Origin of the sequence: uncultured Thermosynechococcus sp., assembly GCF_938074695.1 — a bacterium.
Classification (GTDB): Bacteria; Cyanobacteriota; Cyanobacteriia; order Thermosynechococcales; family Thermosynechococcaceae; genus Thermosynechococcus.
Genome location: NZ_CALJEM010000002.1, coordinates 1 through 24,848 on the forward strand (window position 1 = coordinate 1; position 24,848 = coordinate 24,848).

Consider the following 24,848-nt stretch of genomic DNA (forward strand, 5'->3'; position numbering starts at 1 on the left):
CACTGACAGCGGCAAGACATCAAGCACGTACCCACAGGTCGAACAGCTCTTGCTGCTGGCGAAGAAGCGATCAACGACCACCACCTGCCCGCCACGCATCGCTGCCTTGTACTCAAGCTGCCGTCGGAACTCGAAGAAGCCTATGTCGGCAATTGAGCGCGACAAGTGCCGATTCTTCAGCGTGCCGCGCACATTCAGATTCTCAACGCAAATCGTATCGAATCTTGCGGAACTGCGGGTAGCGGGCGCGACCGGCAAAGAAGTTCTTGAAGGCTTCCCCCAGTTGAATGATCGCCATCTGCGGCGCGCACTTGGTGACTTGTAGCATCCACGGGCATTGACTGCGCTTGATTGCGTTCAACTGCCGACGCAGCGCAGTCTCTGACGGTTTTGGTAGACTGTTGTCCAGCTTCCATGCCTCATATTGCCGCTTTCACTCGACCAGCGCCCAGTTGTAGGCAAAACGCGCTGTGCCCGCCGCTTTGGCAAAGTAGGTGGCTTGCCCGTTGTTGGGGTCGAGCGCGATCTTGTGGGCGACGATCATGCGCGAGCCTCCTCAACAGCCTTTCTGACGCCATCGAGTAGTTTCTGGTTCTTTCGGGAACTCACCTTGAATGTCCTCTTTCTGAGCGTAACTGGAGACACGGGCATAGGCAAGGGTGCGACGGTGTGCATCGGCTTGGGCGCGGAACAGTTTGGGTTTGAGCTTGGCGAGGTCGTAGCGTCGGTGGCCGCCCGCCGTGTTTTCCCGATGCCTCCCCGCGGCGTAGCGTCGTAATCGACACACCCAAGGCCGAAGCAGCTTCGCCTATGCTCACCAATCTTTCCATATTGGAAGGTATTGCACAGTCTTGGTGATATTTCAAGTGAACTGCTCAAACCCCACTGCCGCAGCCGCTCAAGAAAGGGTTCTACCATGCCGAGGTCTTCAGCGTTGCCGTGACTAAAAAGCACTGTAAAGTGAGCGTCTGGGTTGGAGACATACCGCACCGCAAGACGATCGCCCTGACCCACTGGAATCAGCGTGAATCCTGCAGAAAGGGAATAAGTAGGAGGCGGCGGATGGAAGATGAGCGCATCGGCGCCAAAGTAGAGATAGGCCGCAATAATCAAGTAAATGAGGAGTGCTGATCGCCCCAGGCGCAGCCAATTCCACTCCCCTAGTACCCAATCTCGTAGCCAACTCATTTAGAGGTAGCGTGCAGACTGGGTGCCGCTATAGGCAGCGTCCCTAGGGGTTGATCTCCCTGCTGAGCCAGTGTGGGTACCACTTCTCGCACGCGGGCAATCACCTGACCTGTGGTGGCATCGTAAATCTGTGTCAATAGCTTAGGATAGAGGCCAATGCCGATAATCGGCACCAACAGACAGGCAATGATAAACACCTCACGGGGTTCGGCATCCACAAGGGCTTCCTGCTCAACCAGTTCCTTGTTTTCGGGGCCGTAGAAAATTTCCCGCAGCATCGAAAGCAGGTAAATCGGCGTCAGAATTACCCCCACTGCGGCCAAAAAGACCACAATCACTCGGAAGGGCAGAGAATAGGCATCACTGGTGGCAAAGCCAATAAAGACCATCAGTTCAGCCACAAAACCACTCATCCCCGGCAAGGCAAGGGAGGCCAAGGAGCAGGCCGTAAACATAGCAAAGATCTTCTTCATTTTCTGGCCGACCCCGCCCATTTCCTCAAGAATCAGCGTATGGGTACGGTCATAGGTGGCTCCCACCAAGAAAAAGAGGCTCGCCCCGATTAAGCCGTGGGAGACCATTTGTAGCACTGCCCCACTCATCCCCAGATTGGTAAAGGAGGCAATCCCAATCAGCACAAAGCCCATGTGGGAAATTGAGGAATAGGCAATTTTGCGTTTCAAATTCCGCTGGGCATAGGAAGTCAACGCTGCATAAATAATATTGACTACCCCCAAAATCACCAGCACGGGCGCAAACTTGGCATGGGCTGCCGGCAGCATATCCACATTCATGCGAATCAGGGCATAGCCCCCCATCTTGAGGAGAATTCCCGCCAACAGCATGTGCACCGGCGCCGTTGCTTCCCCGTGGGCATCGGGCAGCCAGGTGTGGAGAGGCACAATTGGCAGCTTGACGCCGTAGGCAACTAAAAAGCCCGCATAGACCAAGAGTTGAAAACCAACGGCATAGTCCTTAGCCGCTAAGGTTTGCATGTCAAAGCTAATCGTGTCACCGTAGAAGGCCATGGCCAAGCCCGCCACCAAAATAAAGAGGGAGCTACCGGCGGTGTAGAGAATGAACTTGGTTGCGGCGTATTGACGCTTGGGGCCGCCCCAAATTGCCAAGAGCAGGTACACCGGAATGAGTTCTAATTCCCACGCAAGGAAAAAGACCAGCATATCCTGCACGGCGAAAACGGCAATCTGCCCCCCATACATCGCCAGCATTAAGAAGTAAAACAGTCGTGGCTTCAGGGTCACCGGCCAAGCGGCCAAAATCGCCAGCGTCGTAATAAAGCCCGTGAGCAAAATCAGCGGCATCGAGAGGCCATCGGCTCCCACCGACCAGCGCAGGCCGATTTCCGGAATCCAGTCATAGCTTTCCCACAGTTGCATGCCGGGGGTATTCAGGTCATAGGCAGTCGTGAAGGCATAGACCATCAAGGCAAAGTCAATTAGCCCCACCGTTAAGGCATACCAGCGAATCGGGCGCCCTTTGCCGCTGGGATCAGGGATGAAGGGAATCGCCAAGGCAGCCACAATGGGGAACAGGATAATCGTTGTCAGCCAAGGAAACGTACTCATGGCAATTGTCTTTACTCCTCCAGCAGTTAAGAAAGAACCCTGAGGGGGGTTAGGCTTGCACCGAGAAGATGACAAATCCCAACACCGCCAGCAGCACAATCAGGGCGTAAAATTGCGCTCGGCCATTTTGAAGGTATTTCAGCCCCTCGCCGGTAACCATGGTGACAAAGCCCGTGAGGTTCACTACCCCATCCACCACGTTGTAGTCCACCTCCAAGACCTGACGCGCCAAGCGACGACAGCCTTTGATGAAGACCGCTTCGTAAAGTTCATCGAAGTACCACTTGTGCAGCGAGAACTGATACAGGGGTTGAATTGCTTTGGCGATCGCCTGCGGACTGGGACTCCCCTTGAGATACATCAGGAAGGCCATGGTAATGCCAATCAGGCCAATCCCCACAGAGCTGCTGCCAAGGACGAGGAACTCTGTCAAATCCGGCGCGTGCTCCGCCATTATCTCCTTACCGGGGGCATGGATAAAGGTTTCAAAGAGATTGTTGAAGGGAGTACCCACAAAACCAATGAATGTCGAGGGAATCGCTAGCACCACCAAGGGCAGCGTCATTGTCCAAGGAGATTCATGGGGTGCAGCAGCGGGGTCATCGTGGTGCCCAGGGTGATCATGGTGCTCCTGTAACTCTGGGGGCACATTGCGGAACTTGCCCTCAAAGGTCAGGAAGTACATGCGGAACATGTAAAAGGCGGTTAGGCCAGCCGTGAGCCACGTCAGTGCCCACATCGCCGGGTTGGCATGAAAAACTGCACCTAAAATTTCATCCTTCGACCAAAAGCCGGCAAAGGGAGGCACGCCAGAAATGGCCAAGCACCCCACTAGAAAGGTTGCCCCCGTAATGGGCATATACTTGCGCAGACCCCCCATGTAGCGCATATCTTGAGCCAAATCAGGGTTATGGCCAACCACCCCTTCCATGCCATGGATCACCGACCCCGATCCCAGAAAGAGCATGGCTTTGAAGTAGGCATGGGTCATCAGGTGAAAGAGGCCGGCACTGTAGGCACCCACGCCCATCCCCATGACCATGTAGCCCAGTTGGGAAATGGTTGAATAGGCCAAGCTCTTCTTGATGTCGTTTTGGGTGATGGCAATCGTTGCCCCCATAAAGGCGGTAAAGGCACCCGTCCAAGCAATGAGCGCCATGACTTGGGGCAGTTGCTCAAATACAGGGAACATGCGCGCAATCAGAAATACCCCGGCTGCCACCATTGTTGCCGCGTGAATCAAAGCAGAAATGGGTGTCGGGCCTTCCATTGCATCCGGCAGCCATACGTGCAGGGGAAATTGGGCAGATTTAGCTACAGGACCAAGGAAGACCAAGATGGCGAGAATGGCCGCAAGGCTGGGGGACAGCAGCCCCGTATTCACCAGCTCCGTCAGGCGATCGCCCATTTCCCCAAACTCAAATGTGCCCGTTGCCCAGAACAGACCCACCATGCCCAACAGAAGGCCAAAATCCCCAACGCGGTTGGTAACAAAGGCTTTTTGTGCTGCTTCCGCTGCGCTTTTGCGGTCATACCAGAAGCCGATCAGCAGGTAGGAGCACATCCCCACCAGTTCCCAAAAGATATAAACCTGCACCAAGTTGGGGCTGACCACCAACCCCAGCATAGAGGAACCAAACAGGCTCAAGTAGGCAAAAAAGCGCACATAGCCAGGATCGTGAGCCATGTAGCCATCGCTGTAGAGCATGACCAAAAAGGCCACCGTGGTAACGATGACCAACATCAAAGCCGCTAGGGGGTCAATCACGTATCCCATGGCAATGTGGAGATTGCCCGCCGCTGCCCATTCAATCATTTGTGTGTAGGGGGCGTGGCCTTGAACTTGGCTCCAAAAGAGACCCAGCGAGTGCCCCATGGCAATGGCCATCAGGGTCATGATAAAAATGGCACTGGGTCGTCGCAGTTTCGAGGTGGTCTCTGAGAAGGCAATCAAGCCAAAGCCAACAATCAGCGCTCCCAACAGGGGTAAAACGGGAATCAGCCAAGCGTATTGATATAGGGGTTCCATGCGTGCCACCTAACTTTCCACAAGAGCTGCCTGCCTAGAAAACCCAATAGGTATGAATCGCTAGCGTAGGCAAAACCCTCTACATTTTGCCACATCCCTTTTAGCAAGCGACGAGGGGTACCGGTTACGGAAAATAAAAAAACAGATTTTCTTCAACATTGCCACCATCAAAAGGCATGATTACCCCTGCCTTTCTGCAACATGGGGGACATGTCAAAAAAAATGAGATGATCCCTTGCAATAGCTTTTGCAGCGTTGTGTGTCTTGCGGTCTTGCAAAAAGGGGTGTAGGGATGGAACAAGTCAAAAAGGGTTACCCGTCTAACGATACATTGATGCAGTGACAGGGGAGAGCGCGATGAGATTGGGGTTTGTTATAGGACGCTTATGCTGGTCAGGATCTGTTATTGGGGGAGCGATCGCTTTGATGTTTATCCCCCCTACCACCGTTGCCCAAAATCCCCCCGATTCCCGCATGGTGCAACGGGTCGAGAACGCCACATTTGTCCTTGGGGAGTTTACATTTAACAACACCAATCGCATTCCTCCGAGGATTATCCAGCGTGCCCAAGGAATTGCCATTATTCCCAATGTGGTTCAGGCAGGCTTTATTTTTGGGGGCCGCCGCGGCGCTGGGATTCTTTTAGTGCGCAATGAAAATAACCAATGGAGCAAGCCCGCCTTTATCACCCTCACGGGGGGGAGCTTTGGTCTGCAAATTGGCGCCCAATCCACGGATGTGGTGCTGGCCTTTATGGATAAATCTGTAGTTATGCGCAGCTTGGCGCAGTCGTTTCGCCTAGGAGGCAATGTCTCCGTTGCCGCAGGCCCAGTGGGCGGGGAAGTTGTGAGTCCCACCGACCCTAGTCCTCAAGTCTTTTCCTATACTCGCAGTGCTGGGCTATTTGCAGGGGTTGCTCTTGAAGGAGCCAAAATTGGCTTTGACCAAACTGCCAATACCCAGTTCTATGGTCGCCGCAACCTTACCCCCAGCCAAATTTTTGAGAATTCGCCGCCCCTCCCTTCGCCTCCTGTTCTCAACGGCCTTTATAATGCCCTTGCCCGTGCGGCTCGCTAATGCCTTATCCAGACAGTGGTAAGATAGCAGTCAATAGTCTGCATTCTAAAGCTAAGGAACACTATGGCAAAGGGACAGGGTTTTGGCTTCGGTTTGGGCAAAATGAAGGAGCTGGCCGCAGCCATCCAAAAAGCGCAACAAGTTCAAGAGGGCGCCAAGAAGCTGCAAGAAGACCTAGAAAAAATGGACATTGAGGGTCAAGCGGCAGGCGGTGCCGTCAAAGTGATTATGAGCGGTACCCAAGAACCCCGCCGCGTTGAAATCAGCCCAGATCTCCTCAGTGAAGGGGCAGAAGTCCTCTCCGACTTGGTCACAGCTGCCATGCGCGATGCTTACCAAAAATCCACCGCCACCATGCGCGAACGGATGGAAGAGTTAACAGGTGACTTAAACGTTCCGGGTCTGGGTTGATGCACTCCTCTTGCCCACTATGGCACCCAAGCTGCGGCTGCTGATTGTTGAGATGCTCCAATGATGCAACTGGGGCCAAGACAAGACCTAGGGGATCAGTTTGCTGTGGTGGGTTATGCCGAAGATGGCTAGGGCACCATTGATTTAACGACAATTGCAGCCTCAAGTCCTACAAAGGGCGACCGATCAAAGCTTAAGGAACCTCGCGGTGTCCGGCGATCGCTAAGGGTGGGCAGCCGCTGGGGAACAAAGTCGGGTGCTGGTTAGTGCTTTCCCGCTAAAGTTCGCAATCTTTACAGGTTAGAAATCGCCACCCCAGCCCCCCAGGTCCGTAGCGGTTCCCAAGAGGAGATTATCCTCCGACACCTCAGCGAGAACGGGGGCAGGTGGCAACCCCAGGTACTCAATCTGCACCGTGGCACTGTGCGTGCCCTCTCTATCTATTATCTCCAAGGCCAAGGATTTGTGCCGGTGGTGATGAGGGATGGCTCTGTTATTGGCAGCAAATTCAACTGAGTTACTTCAAAGAGCCTAAGAATACTTCACAACCCTTGCTTGGCATCCCAAGGGAGCGTATTTAGCCCCAGGGGGCACCGAAGGGGAACTGTGGGTTTGGCAAGCAAACTAGAGAGAACCTGTGTGGTAGGATGTTGCTGCGGGTTTGAGCTAGAGTGCCGATGAAACTCATTGATCGCTATGGCCGCCTTTTTGGCAAGGTAAGTCTTCTAGATCTGGGGGCAGGGGTTGTTCTCCTGTGTGTTTTGGCGGGATTATTCCTTCTGCCGGGGCGATCGGGCACCTCCCTAGCACAACTGGCGGCTGCACAACCCATTGAAGTGGATGTCCTGGTTCTAGGTTTGAGCACGCCCACTCCCCAAGATCTGATTCCTGAGGGCAGTACCGCCAACTTTATCATTCGCAACCAGCCCTATGGGCAAATTACTGTGAAAAATGTACAGGTACTGCCGCGGACAGTCACCGTTTCCCAGCCCGATGGATCGGTTAAGGCACTGCCAGACCCCCGCCCAGAGATGGCCTTTAGCAGTAATCTACTGCTGACCCTTGAAGGGCGAGGCCAAATCACCAAAAATGGCCCTGTATTGGGAAATACTGGCATCAAAGTAGGGACACCCGTAGAACTAGAGGGCAAAGACTATAATTTTCGTGCCTCTGTAATTGCCGTTAGGTCGTTGTAGGGCAATAGGCAATGCAGTCAATTTCAACCTTGACCCCCTTAGGAAGGCGTGAGACCTCCACACAGGCTCGGGCAGGCGCTGTGGCGGTATCCACGTACTTAGCATAGATTTCATTCATGGCTGTGAAGTCATTGAGGTCTGCGAGATACACGGTTGTTTTCACTACCTGTGACCAATCACTGCCAGCAGCCTTGAGGACAGCACCGAGGTTGTCCATCACTTGGCGGGTCTGCTCCTTAACATCTTCCTCACCGACCATCTCACCCGTTTTGGGATCGAGGGCAATTTGCCCTGCAAGAAAGACCCATTCCCCTTGCCGCACGGCTTGGCTATAGGGGCCGACGGGCAGAGGTGCATCAGGGGTATAAATAATCACTTTTGTCATAAAACTTAAAACAATTACATCGAGGGCGCGATCGCCCTAAACCCTGATTTTACAGTGGATTGAGCCACATCTACCTGTATCAAATCAATGGATATGATAGCCAATATATTATGCATTTATACCCTCACAATCATGTCAAGAATTCAAGCATCTTAAATAATGTTAATTATCGGCAAAGTCTGTACTCCCCTTCTATAATGCTGAATTGAGCATTCGCCTCCCGAACGGGCTTTATCGTTCCATTCTGGGTCTTTAGATTCACGATTCTTCACAATCATTGATCTAAGGATCTTTCTATATTGCCGAGGTGAATGCCCTCGTTCCTTCCTTGCCTAAGAGAGAGGAGAGACTCGATGACCATCAGTCCACCGGAGCGAGAGCCAAAGGTCAGAGTCGTGGTTGACAATGACCCGGTGCCCACCTCGTTTGAAAAATGGGCAAAACCCGGACATTTTGACCGCACTTTGGCCAGAGGCCCCCAAACCACCACATGGATTTGGAACCTCCACGCTCTTGCCCACGATTTTGATACACACACGAGCGACCTTGAAGATATTTCCCGCAAAATCTTCAGTGCACACTTCGGCCATCTGGCTGTGGTGTTCATCTGGCTAAGTGGGATGTACTTCCACGGTGCAAAATTCTCAAACTATGAGGCTTGGCTGGCCGATCCCACCGGTGTCAAGCCCAGTGCTCAAGTAGTCTGGCCCATTGTGGGTCAAGGCATTCTCAATGGGGATGTCGGCGGTGGTTTCCACGGCATCCAAATCACTTCGGGGCTATTCCAACTGTGGCGTGCCTCTGGGATCACCAATGAGTTCCAGCTTTACTGCACCGCCATCGGTGGCTTGGTCATGGCTGGCTTAATGCTCTTTGCAGGCTGGTTCCACTATCACAAGCGCGCTCCTAAGCTGGAATGGTTCCAAAACGTGGAATCCATGCTCAACCACCACCTCGCCGGACTACTTGGCTTAGGGTCTTTGGCTTGGGCAGGTCACCAGATCCACGTGTCGCTACCCATCAACAAACTCTTGGATGCAGGGGTGGCAGTAAAGGATATTCCCTTGCCCCATGAGTTTATCCTCAACCCTAGCTTGATGGCTGAACTATATCCCAAAGTGGATTGGGGCTTCTTTAGTGGCGTCGTTCCCTTTTTCACCTTCAATTGGGCTGCCTACTCAGATTTCCTCACCTTTAATGGTGGCTTGAACCCGGTTACCGGCGGTCTGTGGCTGTCGGATACCGCTCACCACCATCTGGCGATCGCCGTTCTCTTTATTATTGCTGGTCACATGTACCGCACCAACTGGGGGATCGGCCACAGCCTCAAAGAAATCCTTGAAGCCCACAAAGGCCCCTTCACCGGTGCCGGCCACAAAGGTCTTTATGAAGTGCTGACCACCTCTTGGCATGCCCAACTGGCCATCAACCTTGCCATGATGGGGTCGCTGAGCATTATTGTGGCGCAGCACATGTATGCCATGCCCCCCTATCCCTACTTGGCCACCGACTATCCCACTCAACTGTCGCTGTTTACCCACCACATGTGGATTGGCGGCTTTCTAATTGTGGGGGGAGCTGCCCATGGTGCCATCTATATGGTGCGTGACTACGATCCGGCAATGAATCAAAACAACGTTTTGGATCGCGTCCTGCGCCATCGCGATGCCATCATTTCTCACCTAAACTGGGTGTGCATCTTCTTGGGCTTCCACAGTTTTGGCCTGTACGTCCACAACGACACGATGCGCGCCTTTGGTCGTCCTCAAGACATGTTCTCCGACACGGGGATTCAACTTCAGCCCGTGTTTGCCCAATGGGTACAACATCTGCACACCCTAGCTCCTGGTGGCACTGCGCCCAATGCAGCAGCGACCGCCAGTGTGGCCTTTGGCGGTGATGTGGTTGCCGTCGGCGGCAAAGTCGCTATGATGCCCATTGTCTTGGGAACTGCCGATTTCATGGTGCACCATATTCACGCTTTCACGATCCACGTGACAGTGCTGATTCTGCTGAAGGGCGTACTCTTTGCCCGCAGCTCTCGCCTTATTCCCGATAAAGCCAACTTGGGCTTCCGCTTCCCCTGCGATGGTCCCGGTCGTGGCGGCACCTGCCAAGTCTCTGCTTGGGATCACGTCTTTCTGGGTCTGTTCTGGATGTACAACTGCATCTCCGTTGTGATTTTCCACTTCAGTTGGAAGATGCAGTCGGATGTCTGGGGAACTGTTGCTCCCGATGGCACGGTATCTCACATCACGGGCGGTAACTTTGCCCAAAGTGCCATCACCATCAATGGCTGGCTACGGGACTTCCTGTGGGCACAATCGTCTCAGGTGATTGGCTCCTATGGTTCAGCCCTATCCGCCTATGGTTTGTTGTTCTTGGGTGCTCACTTCATTTGGGCCTTCAGCCTCATGTTCCTCTTCAGTGGCCGTGGCTACTGGCAAGAGCTGATTGAGTCTATTGTTTGGGCCCACAACAAACTGAAGGTGGCACCGGCAATCCAGCCCCGTGCCCTGAGCATCATTCAAGGCCGTGCTGTCGGTGTAGCCCATTACCTCCTAGGGGGAATCGCCACCACTTGGGCATTCTTCCTAGCTCGGATTATTTCTGTAGGATAGGGGCGAGGAGGAGATAACTCACTATGGCAACTAAATTTCCGAAGTTTAGCCAAGACCTCGCACAGGATCCGACCACACGCCGGATTTGGTACGCCATCGCCATGGCTCACGACTTTGAAAGCCACGATGGCATGACCGAGGAAAATCTTTACCAAAAGATTTTTGCCTCCCACTTTGGGCATCTGGCCATCATCTTCCTGTGGGTGTCTGGCAGTCTATTCCATGTGGCATGGCAGGGAAACTTTGAGCAATGGATTCAAGACCCTGTCAACACCCGTCCCATCGCCCATGCGATCTGGGATCCCCAATTTGGCAAAGCCGCAGTGGATGCTTTCACCCAAGCGGGAGCTTCTAACCCTGTGGATATTGCCTACTCTGGTGTCTATCACTGGTGGTACACCATTGGTATGCGCACCAACGGCGACCTGTACCAAGGTGCCATCTTCCTACTGATTCTGGCTTCGCTGGCCCTCTTTGCCGGCTGGCTGCACCTGCAACCCAAGTTCCGTCCTAGCCTCTCTTGGTTCAAAAATGCCGAATCGCGGCTGAACCACCACTTGGCGGGTCTGTTTGGGGTGAGTTCCCTGGCTTGGGCGGGTCACCTAATCCACGTGGCCATTCCTGAGTCCCGTGGTCAGCACGTGGGCTGGGATAACTTCCTCAGCACCATGCCCCACCCCGCCGGTCTAGCGCCTTTCTTCACGGGCAACTGGGGCGTTTACGCCCAAAACCCGGACACGGCTAGCCATATCTTTGGCACCGCAGAGGGGGCAGGAACTGCGATTCTCACCTTCTTGGGTGGTTTCCATCCGCAAACTGAGTCCCTCTGGCTCACGGATATGGCGCACCACCACCTTGCGATCGCTGTGCTCTTTATTGTGGCGGGCCACATGTACCGCACCCAGTTTGGGATTGGCCACAGCATTAAAGAGATGATGGATGCCAAGGACTTCTTTGGCACGAAGGTGGAAGGGCCTTTCAACATGCCTCACAAAGGCATCTATGAGACCTACAACAACTCGCTGCACTTCCAGTTGGGTTTGCACTTGGCCTGTTTGGGGGTGATCACCTCTTTGGTGGCTCAGCATATGTACTCGCTGCCACCCTATGCCTTCATTGCCCAAGACCACACCACCATGGCCGCCCTTTACACTCACCACCAGTACATTGCCGGCTTTTTGATGGTGGGAGCTTTTGCCCATGGCGCCATCTTCCTGGTGCGGGATTATGATCCAGCCCAAAATAAAGGCAACGTGTTGGATCGGGTGCTGCAACACAAAGAGGCGATCATTTCCCACCTGAGCTGGGTGTCTCTCTTCTTGGGCTTCCACACGTTGGGTCTCTATGTCCACAACGATGTTGTGGTTGCCTTTGGTACCCCTGAGAAGCAAATTCTCATTGAGCCGGTGTTTGCTCAATTTATTCAGGCGGCCCATGGCAAACTGCTCTATGGCTTCGATACGCTGCTGTCGAATCCCGATAGCATTGCGAGCACCGCTTGGCCTAACTACGGCAACGTCTGGCTACCCGGCTGGCTTGATGCCATCAACAGTGGCACTAACTCTCTGTTCTTAACAATTGGTCCTGGGGACTTCTTGGTACACCATGCCATTGCCTTGGGGCTGCACACCACCACCTTAATCTTGGTCAAAGGCGCCTTGGATGCCCGTGGCTCCAAACTAATGCCAGATAAAAAAGACTTCGGCTATGCCTTCCCCTGCGATGGCCCCGGCCGCGGCGGTACCTGCGACATCTCCGCATGGGATGCCTTCTATCTGGCCATGTTCTGGATGCTGAACACCATTGGTTGGGTGACCTTCTACTGGCACTGGAAACACCTCGGTGTCTGGGAAGGCAATGTGGCTCAGTTCAACGAAAACTCCACCTACCTCATGGGCTGGCTGCGCGATTACCTCTGGTTGAACTCGTCCCAACTCATCAATGGTTACAATCCCTTTGGCACCAATAACCTGTCGGTCTGGGCATGGATGTTCCTGTTTGGTCACCTTGTGTGGGCGACGGGCTTCATGTTCCTCATTAGCTGGCGTGGTTATTGGCAAGAGCTGATTGAAACCTTGGTTTGGGCGCACGAGCGCACGCCCTTGGCCAACTTGGTGCGTTGGAAAGATAAGCCCGTTGCCCTCTCGATTGTGCAGGCTCGCCTCGTGGGTCTGGCTCACTTTAGTGTGGGCTATGTTCTCACTTACGCAGCCTTTCTCATTGCTTCAACAGCAGCCAAATTTGGCTGATTTGCCTGAGCTGACCTGAGTTTTTGAAATCCCCTGCCCTAGGGTGGGGGATTTTCCTTTTGCATTAAGAGTTTGCAAAGTTTGTATGGAAAATTTTTTCTCTGGTAGGATAGGGCTAGCTTTTAACGTTGGGCTGCTTTCATTGTGACTGAGGAAGAACAAGATGCTTGATAAGCTGCTAAACCTCTGGGGGTTGCCAAGAGCTTCTTTTGCCCAGTTCATGCAAGAATCTCCCTCTATGGGTGAGCAACTTCAAGAAAGCATTGGTCTTAACTTGAATGACTTAAGGGGACTGCTCATTCAATTGATTACAGCAGTAGCACTCCTCATCTTGGGCTGGATTGTGGCGCTAATTCTAGCAAAACTGACCCACCTCCTTTTGAAGCGTCTTCAGTTTGACACGCGGCTGGCTCAATTCCTAGGTGGGGATAGTGAAGCAGTGCGGAGGGTTTCTATTGCCAGTATTATCAGCGGCATTGTCTTTTGGGTCATCTTTCTGGTGGCCGTAGTGATGTTTTTAGATGCCCTGCGGTTAACCACAGCCTCTCAACCCCTCAACGCATTTCTGAATCAGATCTTTAGCTTCCTGCCTAAGCTGGGAGCAGCGATCATTTTAGGTGCGGTGGCTTGGCTGGTGGCGACGTTGGCTAAGTTGGTGGCTGTGCGGTCGGCCCAAGCACTGAATTTAGACCGTCCCCTGGAGCAGTTGGCCGAGGGGGAAGCAGCATCTCCCCCTATTTTGTTTAGTGACATGTTGGGGAATGGGCTCTATTGGTTTGTGTTGTTATTTTTCCTGCCCTTGATTTTAGGAGTTCTTGACCTTCAGGGGGCTCTTCAGCCAGTGCAAAATCTGCTCAACGATATTCTGGGGGCGCTGCCCTTTATCTTGAAGGCGGCAATTATTGCGGTTGTGGGCTGGCTAATTGCACGGATTGTGCGCGGCTTGGTGGTGAATTTAATGACCGCTTTAGGTGTGCAGCGCTTTGGTGAACGGCTGAGGTTGGGACAAGGAACACTGGGGGAATCCCTAGCAACCGGTGCGGGCACGTTGGTCTATGTGTTAATTTTGATTCCCACGGCAATCGCGGCTTTGGAGGCGCTGCAAATTGCAGCCATTAGTGCCCCAGCAACAGCAATGCTCAATCAGATTCTGCTGGCACTGCCGCGCATCTTTACGGCGGGGGTGATTTTGGTGCTGGCCTATCTCATTGGCCGCTTTGTGGCGGAGACACTGACGGGCTTTTTGGCCAGCTTGGGCTTTGACCAAGTATCTATTTGGCTAGGCTTACCAACCCCTCCTGCCGAAGGAGAACAGACCCCTGAGACGCAACGCCAGTGGCGTCAGCCTTCGGAAATCGCTGGCATTGTTGTATTGGTTGGCATTATCTTGGTAGGCGCGATCGCTGCCGTTGAAGTGCTCGAAATTCCGGCGTTGACGGCATTTGTCAGTGCCCTACTGGTCATTTTGGGTCAAGTGCTGGTGGGGATTGTCATCTTTGCGGTGGGTCTGTATTTGGGAAATTTAGCTTTTCGCGTGGTTGCCGCTACGGGTGGATCCCAAGCCCGCTTTTTGGCGCAGGCGGCGCGAATTGCTATTCTTGCCTTTGTCGGGGCAATGGCACTGCAACAAATGGGCATTGCGGCCAGTATTGTCAATCTGGCCTTTGGCTTGCTCTTTGGTTCCATTGCGGTGGCGATCGCCCTCGCTTTTGGGTTGGGATGTCGCCAAATTGCAGCGGCGCAGGTGGAGGAGTGGATTGCGTTGCTCAAGGGCAAGCAGTCTGATTCGCAATAACTGGGCAACAACGGACAGCCCTTACAAGAGACAAGAGATCCTAGGACTCAACAGGGCTGTCCTCTTCCCCTTAGTAGCGCACAAAACACTGTTTGAGCTGATTGTTTCCTGGCTGGTAGAGGACGTAACTAGCCATACCGGACTGTCGCCCCACGGAACCCACGCCAATGAGACGCCGCTGTGGCAGGTCAAAGGTTTGTGTCTCCCTGCCGTCTAGGGTTTTCACTTCACTGGTTAAGGCTTCTGCACGAACCCAGCAGTCAAACAGTTCTCCAGAACGTCCACAGAATAGCTGATTGGCATCGGCTCGAATTAGGCGATCGCACAACACCGCCGGAGAAGTAGCCGGCGTTAAAACCTCTGAGGCACTGACCGGGCTGCCATGAACTAAGAGACAATCTAACTCATGGAAACCAAAGGGGAGCGATCGCAACCACTGCACTGAAGAGCGGGAAATGGACTCCCACAGTTGGCCCACTGCTGCCTCTCCCTGCTGGGCAATCAACTCAGGAACTTCGCCCGACAGGCCAACACCGAATAGATTAAAGCATTGCTCCTCCCACCAGCCTATACAAATCTGGGGGTCTAAAGGCTCTAGGTCAGGCATTTGCAAACGTTGCACCACAGCATCGTTTTGCCCCTTAAGACCAATGATGTCTCCTAGAACGTAAAGGGTCGTAATGGGGGGACGTTGTCGCTGTAAATCCCTAAGCACTGCCTCCAGTGCCCTCAGATTCCCCTCAATACCGCTGAGGATAGCCCAGTGAGCGATCATCGCTGGCAAACGTGATGAGGATCATCCGCTCGTTCTGCAAACTCCATGCCCCGCGCCAATCGCCATGCAAAAATTGGCGGCAACCCCTGCTCAAGAATGGCGGCGCAGGTTTTCTGGTAATCATAGGGAACTTCCCGTAGCGTGACTTCTTGGGTATCAGTGTCGTAGATAACGTAGGTGGCATTGGGACGGCCATGGCGTGGCTCTCCTACCGAGCCGGCATTGACAATCATCTTGACGCTAGCTTGAAATTCTTGGGGGGTTTCTCCCCTGTGGTGGACTCGAATCTTTCCCTCCCGTAAGTAGCGCACATAGGGAATGTGGGTGTGGCCACAGAAGAGCACATCTGCTTGAGCGGCTAGGACTCGCTCAAGGGCAGCAAATCCATGCATCCTGGGAAGGAGATATTCATGTTGGCTGTTAGGACTGCCGTGGACAAAGCACAGGTTTCCCTGGCGTAGGCTCATTGGCAATTGGGCAAGGTATTCGCGAACTTCAGGATGCAGCACCCGATTCGTCCACTCATGGGCACGTCGCCCCCGTTTTTCGGCCAATTGAGAAGGATAGCTACATTCACAGGCATTCAAACCCATGACAATATCTTCATCCCAGCACCCCTGACAGGTGGGAATGTCGAGGGAGCGAATCATCTCCACCACTTCATTGGGATAGGGACCATAGCCCACAAGATCACCCAGACAGTAAATTTGATCTACTCGCTGGCGATCAATATCTAACAAGACCGCATTCAGGGCTTCGTAATTGCCGTGAATACAAGAAATGACGGCGTACTTCATCCTTCAGCCTCCACCTGTGTGCGGTAGTGAACTTGGTATTGCGCTAAAACAGTGTCACTGAGGACGGCATCGGCAATGAGTTCGCGGACGGCGGCTTTGTCTAGGTGATAGCCAATCAGTTCTAAACCGCTCCAGCGTTGGGGGCGCCCTTCTAACCATGGTGGGACGTTGAGGTTGGTGTACTCGATCTCCCCAAGACCCAGACAAAAATCAACGGCAAAGGCTTGACCATCCGGCAGTTCAAAAATTCCCTTTAGCCGCTGCACTTGACCATAGGCGCCCTCTGTGAGTTCAAGGAGCAGCTCATCTAAACTGGGAGGATCAAAGACTTGGCCGGTGAGTTCTACTTGCCACAGCTCGGGCAAAGTGGGGGCGATCGCCGGCAAGGACACGGCGGGTTCAATCACTTCATCGGCCCAGTGGCAAAATTCTGTCTCCTGGGGGGTGGCGATCGCCACCCGCTTAACCGAAGCCACCGGAAGCTGCAACCGGTGGACATCCAAGTGATAGCCAACCTCCAGGAAAAATTGCCCCTCCTTTGGCAAAGTGTTCCAGCATTTCTCTAGGCTTATTGTGGGCAAGACTTGTAATCGTGGATAGAGATACCCCATGCGTACCAAATCTACCCCCATTGCCCCATACCCCGGACAGGCGTAAAAAAGGGCTTCCTGCCAACTCTGGGCCGCTAATTGCTGCCGAATCCAGTGGGTCTTGCCGGCACCCCAACGACCGGCGACAACAATGACTTGGCAGGTATCCATGGCGTTGTTTAGTGGAAGGAGGGTTGATGGCGAATCAGGTCAAGAAATTCTTGACGGGTGCGGGCATCCTCTGCAAAAACCCCCTGCATTGAACTGGTGACCGTCCATGACCCCGGCTTTTGAACCCCGCGCATGACCATACACATGTGGGTGGCTTCAATCACCACTGCCACACCTTGGGGCTGGAGCAACCCCTGCAGGGCATCGGCAATTTGCTGGGTCAATCGCTCTTGGACTTGAAGACGCCGCGCATACATTTCACAAATGCGGGCAATTTTCGACAATCCAATCACTTTGCCATTGGGAATATAGGCCACATGGGCGCGACCAATAATCGGCAAAATATGGTGCTCACAGGAACTAAATAGATCAATGTCGCGCACTAAGACCATTTCGTTGGTGTCTTCGTGAAAAACCGCCCCATTGAGAATCTCATCAAGGGATTGATAATAGCCGGAGGTTAAAAATTTCAAGGCCTTGACCACTCGCTTGGGGGTGTCCCGCAGTCCCTCGCGATCTGGATTTTCACCCAACCCCATCAGTAATACGCGCACAGCCTGCTCCATCTCGGCCTCGGAAACGCGGGGAGAGGGAGTCATTGGGAGTGCAGCAATAGCAGCATCTGCCGTGGCTAGTTCAGGAAGGGAAAACTGGGTCATGGCTTGAAGTTTCTAACAATTTGATAACGATTATCATTCTATTTCAGTAGCTTCCAAATGTAAAGAAAAGGTGTAGGGCAAACCCCACACCTAAACATATGAAATTAATTGAAAAAGAGCTATAGCTGCTCTTAAAGTTGCGGCACAAACTGCTCTTTATCAGGAACAACAGTGTACTCGGCAACAATTTGGCGAAACTCCTCGCCATCAATGGTTTCTTTTTCCACCAACAGATCCACCAAGCGGTCAATGACCACCCGATTTTCGCGGATGATTTTGATAGCTAATTCGTAGCTGTGCTGGACTAATTCCCGCACTTGGGCGTCAATGCGAGCGGCAATTTCCTCGGAGTATTCAGTTCGAGACACCAGATCACGCCCTAGGAACACTTCACCGTTTTGGGTCTCCAACGACAGAGGCCCTAGGTCGGACATGCCAAAGCGGGTGACCATCTGCCGAGCCATGGCCGTTACCTGTTGCAGGTCATTCCCTGCGCCAGTGGTCACCTCGGCATCCCCAAAGACAACGTATTCGGCAGCGCGACCCCCTAGAGCACCTGCCATTCGCGCCATTAACTGCGATCGCGAGATGAGACCCGCATCCTCTGAGGGCATAAACCAAGTGAGACCGCGGGCTTGGCCGCGAGGCACCAAGGTGACTTTTTGCACCGGATCGTGATCCTTCAGCAATGTACCGACAATGGCGTGACCCACCTCGTGGTAGGCAATCAGCCGCTTGCTCTTGCCGTCAATGAGCGGGGTACCCTCCATGCCTGCCACCACCCGATCCACGGCATCGTCTATTTCCAACATTGTAATTGCCGGTTTGCGGCGGCGGGCGGTGAGGATCGCTGCTTCATTGAGGAGGTTAGCCAAATCGGCTCCTGTAAACCCAGGGGTGCGGCGGGCGATCGCTTCAAGGGAGACTTCAGGCGCCAGTTTTTTGTTACGGGCATGGACACTGAGGATTGCCAAACGCCCTTTAATATCAGGGGCGTCAACAATGACTTGCCGGTCAAAGCGGCCAGGACGCAACAGCGCCGCATCCAGCACGTCAGGACGGTTGGTTGCCGCAATCACAATGATGCCGGTATTGCCCTCAAAGCCGTCCATTTCCGTCAGGAGCTGGTTGAGGGTTTGCTCCCGCTCATCGTTGCCGCCGCCGATGCCGGCACCCCGCTGGCGACCCACGGCATCAATCTCATCAATAAAGATCAAACAGGGCGCATTTTCCTTGGCTTTGCGGAAAAGATCCCGCACACGGGAGGCACCCACCCCCACAAACATTTCCACAAATTCTGACCCTGAAATGGAGAAGAAGGGCACTCCCGCCTCGCCAGCGATCGCCTTGGCTAGCATTGTTTTACCCGTCCCAGGAGGCCCGACCAACAACACCCCTTTGGGAATACGGGCACCCACCGCCGTAAATTTCTCCGGCTTTTTCAGGAAAGTGACCACCTCTTGCAGTTCTTCCTTGGCTTCATCCACACCGGCCACATCGTCAAAGGTAACGCCCGTTTTGGCCTCCATTTGGAAGCGGGCACGGGATTTACCAAAGTTCATCGCTTGCCCCGGCCCTCCCGGCACGTTGCTGGAACGGCGGAAGAGGAAGAAGAGTCCCCCCAAAAGTAAAACAGGGAAGAGCAGGTTCCCCAAAAGACCCCATAGGGCTCCATCATTGCGAGCCGGATGCACATCAATTTCCACGTGCTGCTCCCGCAGTTTACTAATGACTTCTGGAGCCGTGCCTGGCATATCCACCCGTACCCGCAGGGGGCGACCGTTAATCAACTCCGGATCAGAGACATCAACAATGGCAGTGCGACCGTTGTCGAAAAGGTCCACTTTGCTAATCCGACCTGCATCCAGATAGTTGAGGAATCGCCCATAGCTCATGCGGGTACTCGCCGTATTGAGGGGAGGCTGACTTTGATAGAGCATTAGGTTGCTCGCCCCCTGCCAGAGGAGAACGCCCACTAACAGTACGGGTATTGACCAAAGGAGAACAGTTTTCCAAGAGACTTTCATTGGCGGCGCTTTTTATCAGGTTCTTAACTAAATTTAACATATCCCTCCCAAAGACGGGGTATTAGTTCATCATGCCCTCCAGAAGGCGATCGCGCCGTTGTTGGAGAACTGCCTGCAGCAGGGGATAGCTCTGTAACTGAGGATCCTGGGCAATCAGCTCACTGGCTGCCGATCGCGCTGCCTCTAGGCAGTCTTGATCCTCCACGAGGCTGGCCAGGGCCAAGTCTGGCAACCCCGATTGCCGCGTCCCCAGCACCTCCCCCGGACCGCGCAGCCGCAGATCCATCTCGGCGATAAAGAAGCCATCTTGGGACTGCGCCAACACATTCAACCGCTGCTTGGCAGCCTCATTGCGGGAACTATTCAGCAGTAGGCAATAGGACTGTTGAGCACCCCGCCCCACCCGCCCGCGCAGTTGATGCAGTTGGGAGAGGCCAAAGCGTTCGGCATGTTCAATGAGCATCACCGTGGCATTGGGGACATCTACCCCCACCTCAACCACCGTTGTAGTTACAAGAATATCCAGCTCCCCCTTAGCAAAGGCCTGAATCGTGGCATCCTTTTCGCCGGCGGCCATACGACCGTGGAGCAGCCCCACTCGAAAATTGGGAAAAATCTCCCTTTGTAATCGCTCGTGCTCAGCAATTGCAGATTTGAGATCTACTTTCTCCGATTCCTCCACTAGGGGCAACACAATATAGGCTTGGTGCCCCTGAGCCACTTCACGGCGAATTAAATCATAGGCATAGGGGCGATCGCCCCGTGCCAACACGGTAGTTTGAATCGGTCGGCGCCCCGGCGGCAATTCATCAATTTGACTGACATCGAGATCCCCATGGAGGGTCAACGCAAGGGTACGGGGAATTGGCGTTGCGGTCATGGTTAAGACATGGGGCAGGAGTCCTTTAGCTTGCAGCTTTGCCCGTTGGGTCACCCCAAAACGATGCTGCTCATCAATGATCACCAGCCCCAGTCGTTGAAACGTCACTCCCTCTTGGATCAAGGCATGGGTACCCACGAGCACGGGGAGTTCCCCCGTTGCCAATTGACTTAAAATCTGGCGGCGCTTAGCGAGGCGAGTCGAGCCTGTGAGCAGTTCCACCGGCACATGGAGGGGGGTGAGCCATTCCAAAAGCTTGCGATAGTGTTGCTCCGCCAGAACCTCTGTGGGGGCCATCAGTGCCCCTTGATACCCGGACTGCACTGCCGCCAATAGGGCAATTACGGCCACCACGGTTTTCCCTGACCCCACATCCCCTTGGACAAGGCGATTCATGGGAATCGGGCGCTCCAAATCCGCCAAAATTTCCGCCACCACCCGCTGCTGTGCCCCCGTCAGTTGAAAGGGCAACCGTTGGTAAAACTGCTCAATCAGTTTGCCCTGGGGGTTAAGGGGGGCGCCGGCCTGCTGCTGCTGCTGTCGCCGTCGTTGGAGTAACCCCAGTTGTAGGTAGAAAAATTCATCAAAAACTAGTCGCCGCCGCGCTAGACTCAGCTCTCTTTGATCGGGGGGAAAGTGAATATATTGCAGCGCCCTGTCGAGGGGAATGAGGTGGTGACGTTGGCGCAGACTCTGCGGTAAAGGATCAGGATAGCCCTGCACCAACGGCAAAATGCAATTCACTGCCCGGCGGATGACATCGGGGGAAACGCCCTCCGTGAGCGGATAGACGGGCACAATTCGGCCAATGGTCAGGGAGTCGATCTCTGCCCCGGCCCGATCGAGGACTTCCAACTGCGGCTCCTCAAGGGTGAGGCCGTACTTGGTCAGTTTCACAAGGCCAGAGGCGGCGACGATTGTCTGGGGCGCATAAAGACGTTTTTGCTGCTCTTGCCACGCCCGTTGAGCATAGCGAGCACCGGCATAAAAGCGACTGAGGCGAATTTGCCCACTGGAGTCCTGAAGGATAATTTCTAAGATGGTCAGCTTGGCATTGCGGGGACTGGTAAAACAGTTGCAACGGCGGACTTTACCCACCACCGTTACCGTCTCCCCCGCTTGAAGTTGGCCAATCGGCACTTGGCGGGCATAGTCAATGTGCTCGCGGGGGAAATAGTAAATAAGATCGGCAACCGTGTAAAGTCCTAGTTTTTCCAGTTTTGCTGCACTGCGATCGCCAATCCCCTTCACCGTCTTGAGCGCCTGATTGAGGGAAGGGGAGCGCGGGGGTGGACTCGTGAGTTGGCGGTGGACATCGTAGAGCAGTTGGCGCGTTTGTACCACCAGATGCCGGCGTTGGCTGGGGGATAGATCGTTGTAGTGGGCGTAGGCAGCTGCCGTTTCCTGCCAGCGATCGCGCACCGACAGGGGCAACTGTTGTAGCGGTGTTTGAGTCAAAGCTTCATGTAAATATTCATTGAAGCGATAGGTATTGCCCTGAAGGTTGCAAAAACCCCGCTCCGTTTCAATGGCAAGGGCGCGTTGTAGGCGTGGCCAGTCAAGAGACATAGTAGGCCTCCTTACTTAGTGCTCACCATCCGTTGCCTCCTCGGGGACACTTGTGGCTGCGTCTGGGGCTTCATTGGCTTTCCAAGTTTGCCACCATGCCCGACTTGCTTTGAGCACTAGATATTGCCGTTGTTTTTTATGGAGTTGCTGCTGGAGGCTGGCCAAGCGAGCTTCTAGTTGGCGAATTTGACTGCGCTGTTTGGCAAGGGGTGGGTGCTGAAACTCCAATTCTTCCAGTTGGAGGTAAATAGCTGCCATCGGCTGGTGACCAGACCATTCCCCTTGAGACTCAGCCGTGTTTTGCTCCTCTTCTCCTTCTCCTTTTGTCTTTTGCTCATCCAGCATCACGGTCAACAAATGGGGAATTCGCCCCAAGGGACGATTTTCGGCCTTACTGGCAATCTCTAAAATGACAGCAATCGGAGCAGGGGGTAAGATAGCTGCCCGTTGTAACAAATGATTAATCTTGAGTGAACTCTGGTAGAGGACGTGGCTCAATTGCTCCCCTAGGGAGGGAGTTTCCTGTTCCTTGCCTGAGTTTGCCTCTAACGGTTCTTCCCCATTCATCGCCTCTTGCATCAGGCCTTTTTGGCGACGGGGCTGTAACTCCAAAATAGCAGCTTCCAAAGCTGTGGCCAGTTCAACAATCTGATGCTGGAGTTCCTGCCGCTCTGCGCCTTCAAGATTCAAAAATTGCTCTGGAAAGACTTGGGTACAGACCTGATACGTAACCGTAATCAACTGCTGGCGGGCGATGGGGGCGAGCATCTCTAAATAGAGATCATAGAGCTGGCGCATCTCGGCCCCTCCGGCCAATAGCATCCCCTGTAACCCTAAAATTTCCCGCTCAACGGCTTCTAAGCTACCCGACATACAGGCCCAGAACTGCAAAACGGCAAAAAACAGTACTGCTGCATTTAGAGGACTGTTTCTACAATCTATTACAAAATCTTGATGAGGACAGCCTACTCACCGACTCGTGGCAAGATGGTAAAGCTACAACGCTGAAGCAAAAACATGGAGATTGTTCTTTGGCTGCAGGCCGTCATTCTCGGCTTGGTGCAAGGCATTACCGAGTTTTTACCCATTAGCAGCACGGCTCACCTGATTCTCTTTAGTGACCTGTTGGGATGGAAGAGTATTTGGCATAAAACTGCCCTAGATGCAATGCAGTTTGGGAGTGTGATTGCCGTTTTTGGCTACTTTTGGCAAGACATTCGCCAAATTCTCCAAGGGGCTTGGCGGGCATGGCAACAGCGGGATTGGCAGCAAGAGGAATGGAAGCTATTGGTGGGGATCAGTGTGGGTACGATTCCCGCATTGGCGGCTGGATTCATTCTGAAATTGGCTAAAGTAGCGCTGGATCGCCCTCAGATCATTGCCACCATGGCGATCGCCATGGCCCTTCTTTTGGGACTGGCGGAGAAATGGGGTTCGCGCAAGCGCACGTACCAAGACATTACGGTTCTCGATGGCTTTTTGGTGGGCTGTGGGCAGATGATTGCCCTTTTGCCAGGGGCTTCGCGATCGGGTTCCACCTTAACCACCGCCTTGTTTTTGGGTCTAGAGCGGCAAGCGGCCGCTCGCTTTTCCTTTCTTTTGGGCATTCCCACACTGACAATTGCCACCCTTGTGCAAGCCAAGGATGTGTTTGATGAGGGAACACTCTGGATTCCCTTGGTGATTGCCACCCTCTCCAGCATGGTGTTTTCCTACTTGGCGATCGCTTGGCTGCTACAATTTTTGCAGCGCCATTCCACTTGGGTCTTTATTTGGTATCGGATTGGCCTAGGAGCCGCCCTGTGGGGCGCGATCGCCCTTGGTGGCCTGTGAACCGAGGGAAGAACATTTAGCAAAATTTAACCAACCCTGTGGTCGAGATCACAGAGAAATCATCGGTGCCCTGCCATACTAGATGTGAAATCCCGAAAATAGGCGAATCCATAGAAAAAGCCTATACACGCTTAATTATTCATTCAATAGCGGCAGAAATACCTGATGCATTTATCTTAGGTAATGCGGGGGAATTAAAACTGTGTGTTCTATGCCCAGCACGACAGCCAATAGTGAGCTAAAGAATTCCACCCTCTCGTTGTTGCAGGCATACCGAGAGAACCCTGCACCGGAATTGCGGAATCGCCTTGTCGAGTTAAACATGGGACTGGTGCGCAGGGAAGCCCACCGCTGGGTACAGTGCAGCCAAGAAAGTTTTGACGACCTCATGCAAGTGGGCACCTTTGGCCTTATTCACGCCATTGAACGCTTTGACCCGAGTAAGGGGGTGGCTTTTAGTTCTTTTGCTATTCCCTACATTCGCGGTGAAATTCAACACTACCTGCGAGATAAAAGCCCCCAAATTCGTGTGCCTCGCCGTTGGCAAACATTGCAAAGTCAAGGGAAACGAGTGATTCAGGAGTTAAGCAAACAACTGCATCGCCCTCCCACCGATAGTGAAATTGCCCAGGCTCTCGATGTCTCCCTGGAGGAATGGCAAGCGGCCAAATTTGCCGGCTATCACACCACTCCGGTGAGCCTAGATGCCCCTACCTTTGAAGACGAAGAAGACACTGTTTCTCTTGGGGAAATTGTCCCCGATCAGCGGTACCAAAGTTTTCAACTCGCCCAAGAGGATCGCATTCGTTTGCAGCAGTGCCTGCAAAAACTGGAAGCTCGCACCTGTCAAATTCTGGAATTTGTCTTTTTGCACGATTTGAGTCAAAAAGAAACCGCTGAACTTTTGGGGCTAAGTGCGGTCACGGTCTCTCGACAGATTAAAAAAGGTCTGCAAGCCCTACAACGAATGATGAGCCGCGACGAGGCGGACTGAAAACACATAAAATATA

At 53.5% G+C, this 24,848-nt stretch carries 18 protein-coding genes and 2 pseudogenes; 8 read left to right on the forward strand and 12 right to left on the reverse strand.

From position 1 onward, the window contains the following. The 4 genes and pseudogenes from Q0683_RS10980 to Q0683_RS00095 all read right to left on the reverse strand — a co-directional run. Window positions 1-544, reverse strand: a pseudogene (locus Q0683_RS10980) (helix-turn-helix domain-containing protein); the annotation flags it as partial. A gap of 60 nt (window positions 545-604) precedes the next feature. After that, window positions 605-830 (reverse strand): annotated as a pseudogene (locus Q0683_RS00085) (IS607 family transposase); the annotation flags it as partial. Window positions 831-1,184: 354 nt separating this feature from the next. Then, on the reverse strand, window positions 1,185-2,774 hold the full coding sequence (ndhD1, locus tag Q0683_RS00090) for a photosynthetic/respiratory NAD(P)H-quinone oxidoreductase subunit D1 (RefSeq protein ID WP_298613888.1): 1,590 nt from the start codon (window positions 2,772-2,774) through the stop codon (window positions 1,185-1,187). Window positions 2,775-2,823: 49 nt separating this feature from the next. Continuing rightward, window positions 2,824-4,803, reverse strand: coding sequence for an NAD(P)H-quinone oxidoreductase subunit 5 (locus Q0683_RS00095; protein ID WP_298613890.1), 1,980 nt, complete (start codon window positions 4,801-4,803; stop codon window positions 2,824-2,826). A 426-nt stretch (window positions 4,804-5,229) separates the two neighbouring features. Here Q0683_RS00095 and Q0683_RS00100 point away from each other — a divergent pair, with 426 nt between their 5' ends. The 3 genes from Q0683_RS00100 to Q0683_RS00110 all read left to right on the forward strand — a co-directional run bounded on the left by Q0683_RS00100 (window position 5,230) and on the right by Q0683_RS00110 (window position 7,487). After that, window positions 5,230-5,880 (forward strand): lipid-binding SYLF domain-containing protein, encoded by a 651-nt coding sequence (locus Q0683_RS00100; protein WP_298613892.1) that lies wholly within the window; start codon window positions 5,230-5,232, stop codon window positions 5,878-5,880. A gap of 63 nt (window positions 5,881-5,943) precedes the next feature. Further along, a complete protein-coding gene (locus Q0683_RS00105; protein WP_298617606.1) occupies window positions 5,944-6,291 on the forward strand; it encodes a YbaB/EbfC family nucleoid-associated protein in 348 nt (115 codons plus the stop codon). A gap of 677 nt (window positions 6,292-6,968) precedes the next feature. Continuing rightward, window positions 6,969-7,487, forward strand: a complete 519-nt coding sequence (locus Q0683_RS00110; protein ID WP_298616482.1) for a DUF4330 domain-containing protein — start codon at window positions 6,969-6,971, stop codon at window positions 7,485-7,487. Here Q0683_RS00110 and Q0683_RS00115 read toward each other — a convergent pair. After that, window positions 7,474-7,872: a RidA family protein gene (locus Q0683_RS00115; RefSeq protein ID WP_298616480.1), complete on the reverse strand. Its 399-nt coding sequence runs from the start codon at window positions 7,870-7,872 to the stop codon at window positions 7,474-7,476. The genes Q0683_RS00110 and Q0683_RS00115 overlap by 14 nt on opposite strands. Before the next feature lie 353 nt (window positions 7,873-8,225). Between Q0683_RS00115 and psaA the strand changes: the two genes are divergently transcribed. The 3 genes from psaA to Q0683_RS00130 all read left to right on the forward strand — a co-directional run bounded on the left by psaA (window position 8,226) and on the right by Q0683_RS00130 (window position 14,537). Continuing rightward, window positions 8,226-10,493, forward strand: coding sequence for a photosystem I core protein PsaA (gene psaA, locus Q0683_RS00120; RefSeq protein ID WP_298975574.1), 2,268 nt, complete (start codon window positions 8,226-8,228; stop codon window positions 10,491-10,493). Between the two features lie 23 nt (window positions 10,494-10,516). Further along, window positions 10,517-12,742 (forward strand): photosystem I core protein PsaB, encoded by a 2,226-nt coding sequence (gene psaB / locus Q0683_RS00125; RefSeq protein ID WP_298975577.1) that lies wholly within the window; start codon window positions 10,517-10,519, stop codon window positions 12,740-12,742. A 238-nt stretch (window positions 12,743-12,980) separates the two neighbouring features. After that, on the forward strand, window positions 12,981-14,537 hold the full coding sequence (locus Q0683_RS00130) for a mechanosensitive ion channel (RefSeq protein ID WP_298616472.1): 1,557 nt from the start codon (window positions 12,981-12,983) through the stop codon (window positions 14,535-14,537). 70 nt (window positions 14,538-14,607) lie between these two features. Here the strand turns inward: Q0683_RS00130 and Q0683_RS00135 are convergent, their stop codons facing one another. From Q0683_RS00135 to Q0683_RS00165, 7 genes are all read right to left on the reverse strand, one after another. Beyond that, on the reverse strand, window positions 14,608-15,312 hold the full coding sequence (locus Q0683_RS00135; RefSeq protein WP_298975579.1) for a metallophosphoesterase: 705 nt from the start codon (window positions 15,310-15,312) through the stop codon (window positions 14,608-14,610). Then, a complete protein-coding gene (locus Q0683_RS00140) occupies window positions 15,309-16,109 on the reverse strand; it encodes a metallophosphoesterase (protein WP_298616469.1) in 801 nt (266 codons plus the stop codon). Before Q0683_RS00140 ends, Q0683_RS00135 begins: the two co-directional genes overlap by 4 nt. Then, complete coding sequence (locus tag Q0683_RS00145; RefSeq protein ID WP_298975582.1) at window positions 16,106-16,870, reverse strand: GTP-binding protein; 765 nt, start codon at window positions 16,868-16,870, stop codon at window positions 16,106-16,108. The genes Q0683_RS00140 and Q0683_RS00145 overlap by 4 nt, the downstream gene beginning before the upstream one ends. Before the next feature lie 8 nt (window positions 16,871-16,878). Then, window positions 16,879-17,469 carry a GTP cyclohydrolase I FolE gene (gene folE, locus Q0683_RS00150; protein ID WP_298614239.1) on the reverse strand — a complete coding sequence of 197 codons (591 nt, stop codon included), beginning with the start codon at window positions 17,467-17,469 and terminating at the stop codon, window positions 16,879-16,881. Window positions 17,470-17,660: 191 nt separating this feature from the next. Further along, window positions 17,661-19,556 carry an ATP-dependent zinc metalloprotease FtsH2 gene (gene ftsH2 / locus Q0683_RS00155; RefSeq protein WP_298614237.1) on the reverse strand — a complete coding sequence of 632 codons (1,896 nt, stop codon included), beginning with the start codon at window positions 19,554-19,556 and terminating at the stop codon, window positions 17,661-17,663. 61 nt (window positions 19,557-19,617) lie between these two features. Next, on the reverse strand, window positions 19,618-22,005 hold the full coding sequence (recG, locus tag Q0683_RS00160; protein ID WP_298975586.1) for an ATP-dependent DNA helicase RecG: 2,388 nt from the start codon (window positions 22,003-22,005) through the stop codon (window positions 19,618-19,620). A gap of 15 nt (window positions 22,006-22,020) precedes the next feature. Next, window positions 22,021-22,878 carry a hypothetical protein gene (locus Q0683_RS00165; protein ID WP_298975589.1) on the reverse strand — a complete coding sequence of 286 codons (858 nt, stop codon included), beginning with the start codon at window positions 22,876-22,878 and terminating at the stop codon, window positions 22,021-22,023. Between the two features lie 144 nt (window positions 22,879-23,022). Between Q0683_RS00165 and Q0683_RS00170 the strand changes: the two genes are divergently transcribed. Both Q0683_RS00170 and Q0683_RS00175 read left to right on the forward strand, forming a co-directional pair. Continuing rightward, a complete protein-coding gene (locus Q0683_RS00170; protein WP_298612001.1) occupies window positions 23,023-23,838 on the forward strand; it encodes an undecaprenyl-diphosphate phosphatase in 816 nt (271 codons plus the stop codon). A 211-nt stretch (window positions 23,839-24,049) separates the two neighbouring features. Then, entirely contained in the window at window positions 24,050-24,832 is a 783-nt protein-coding gene (locus Q0683_RS00175; RefSeq protein WP_298612004.1) for an RNA polymerase sigma factor SigF, read from the forward strand. The last annotated feature ends 16 nt before the right edge of the window (window positions 24,833-24,848 follow it).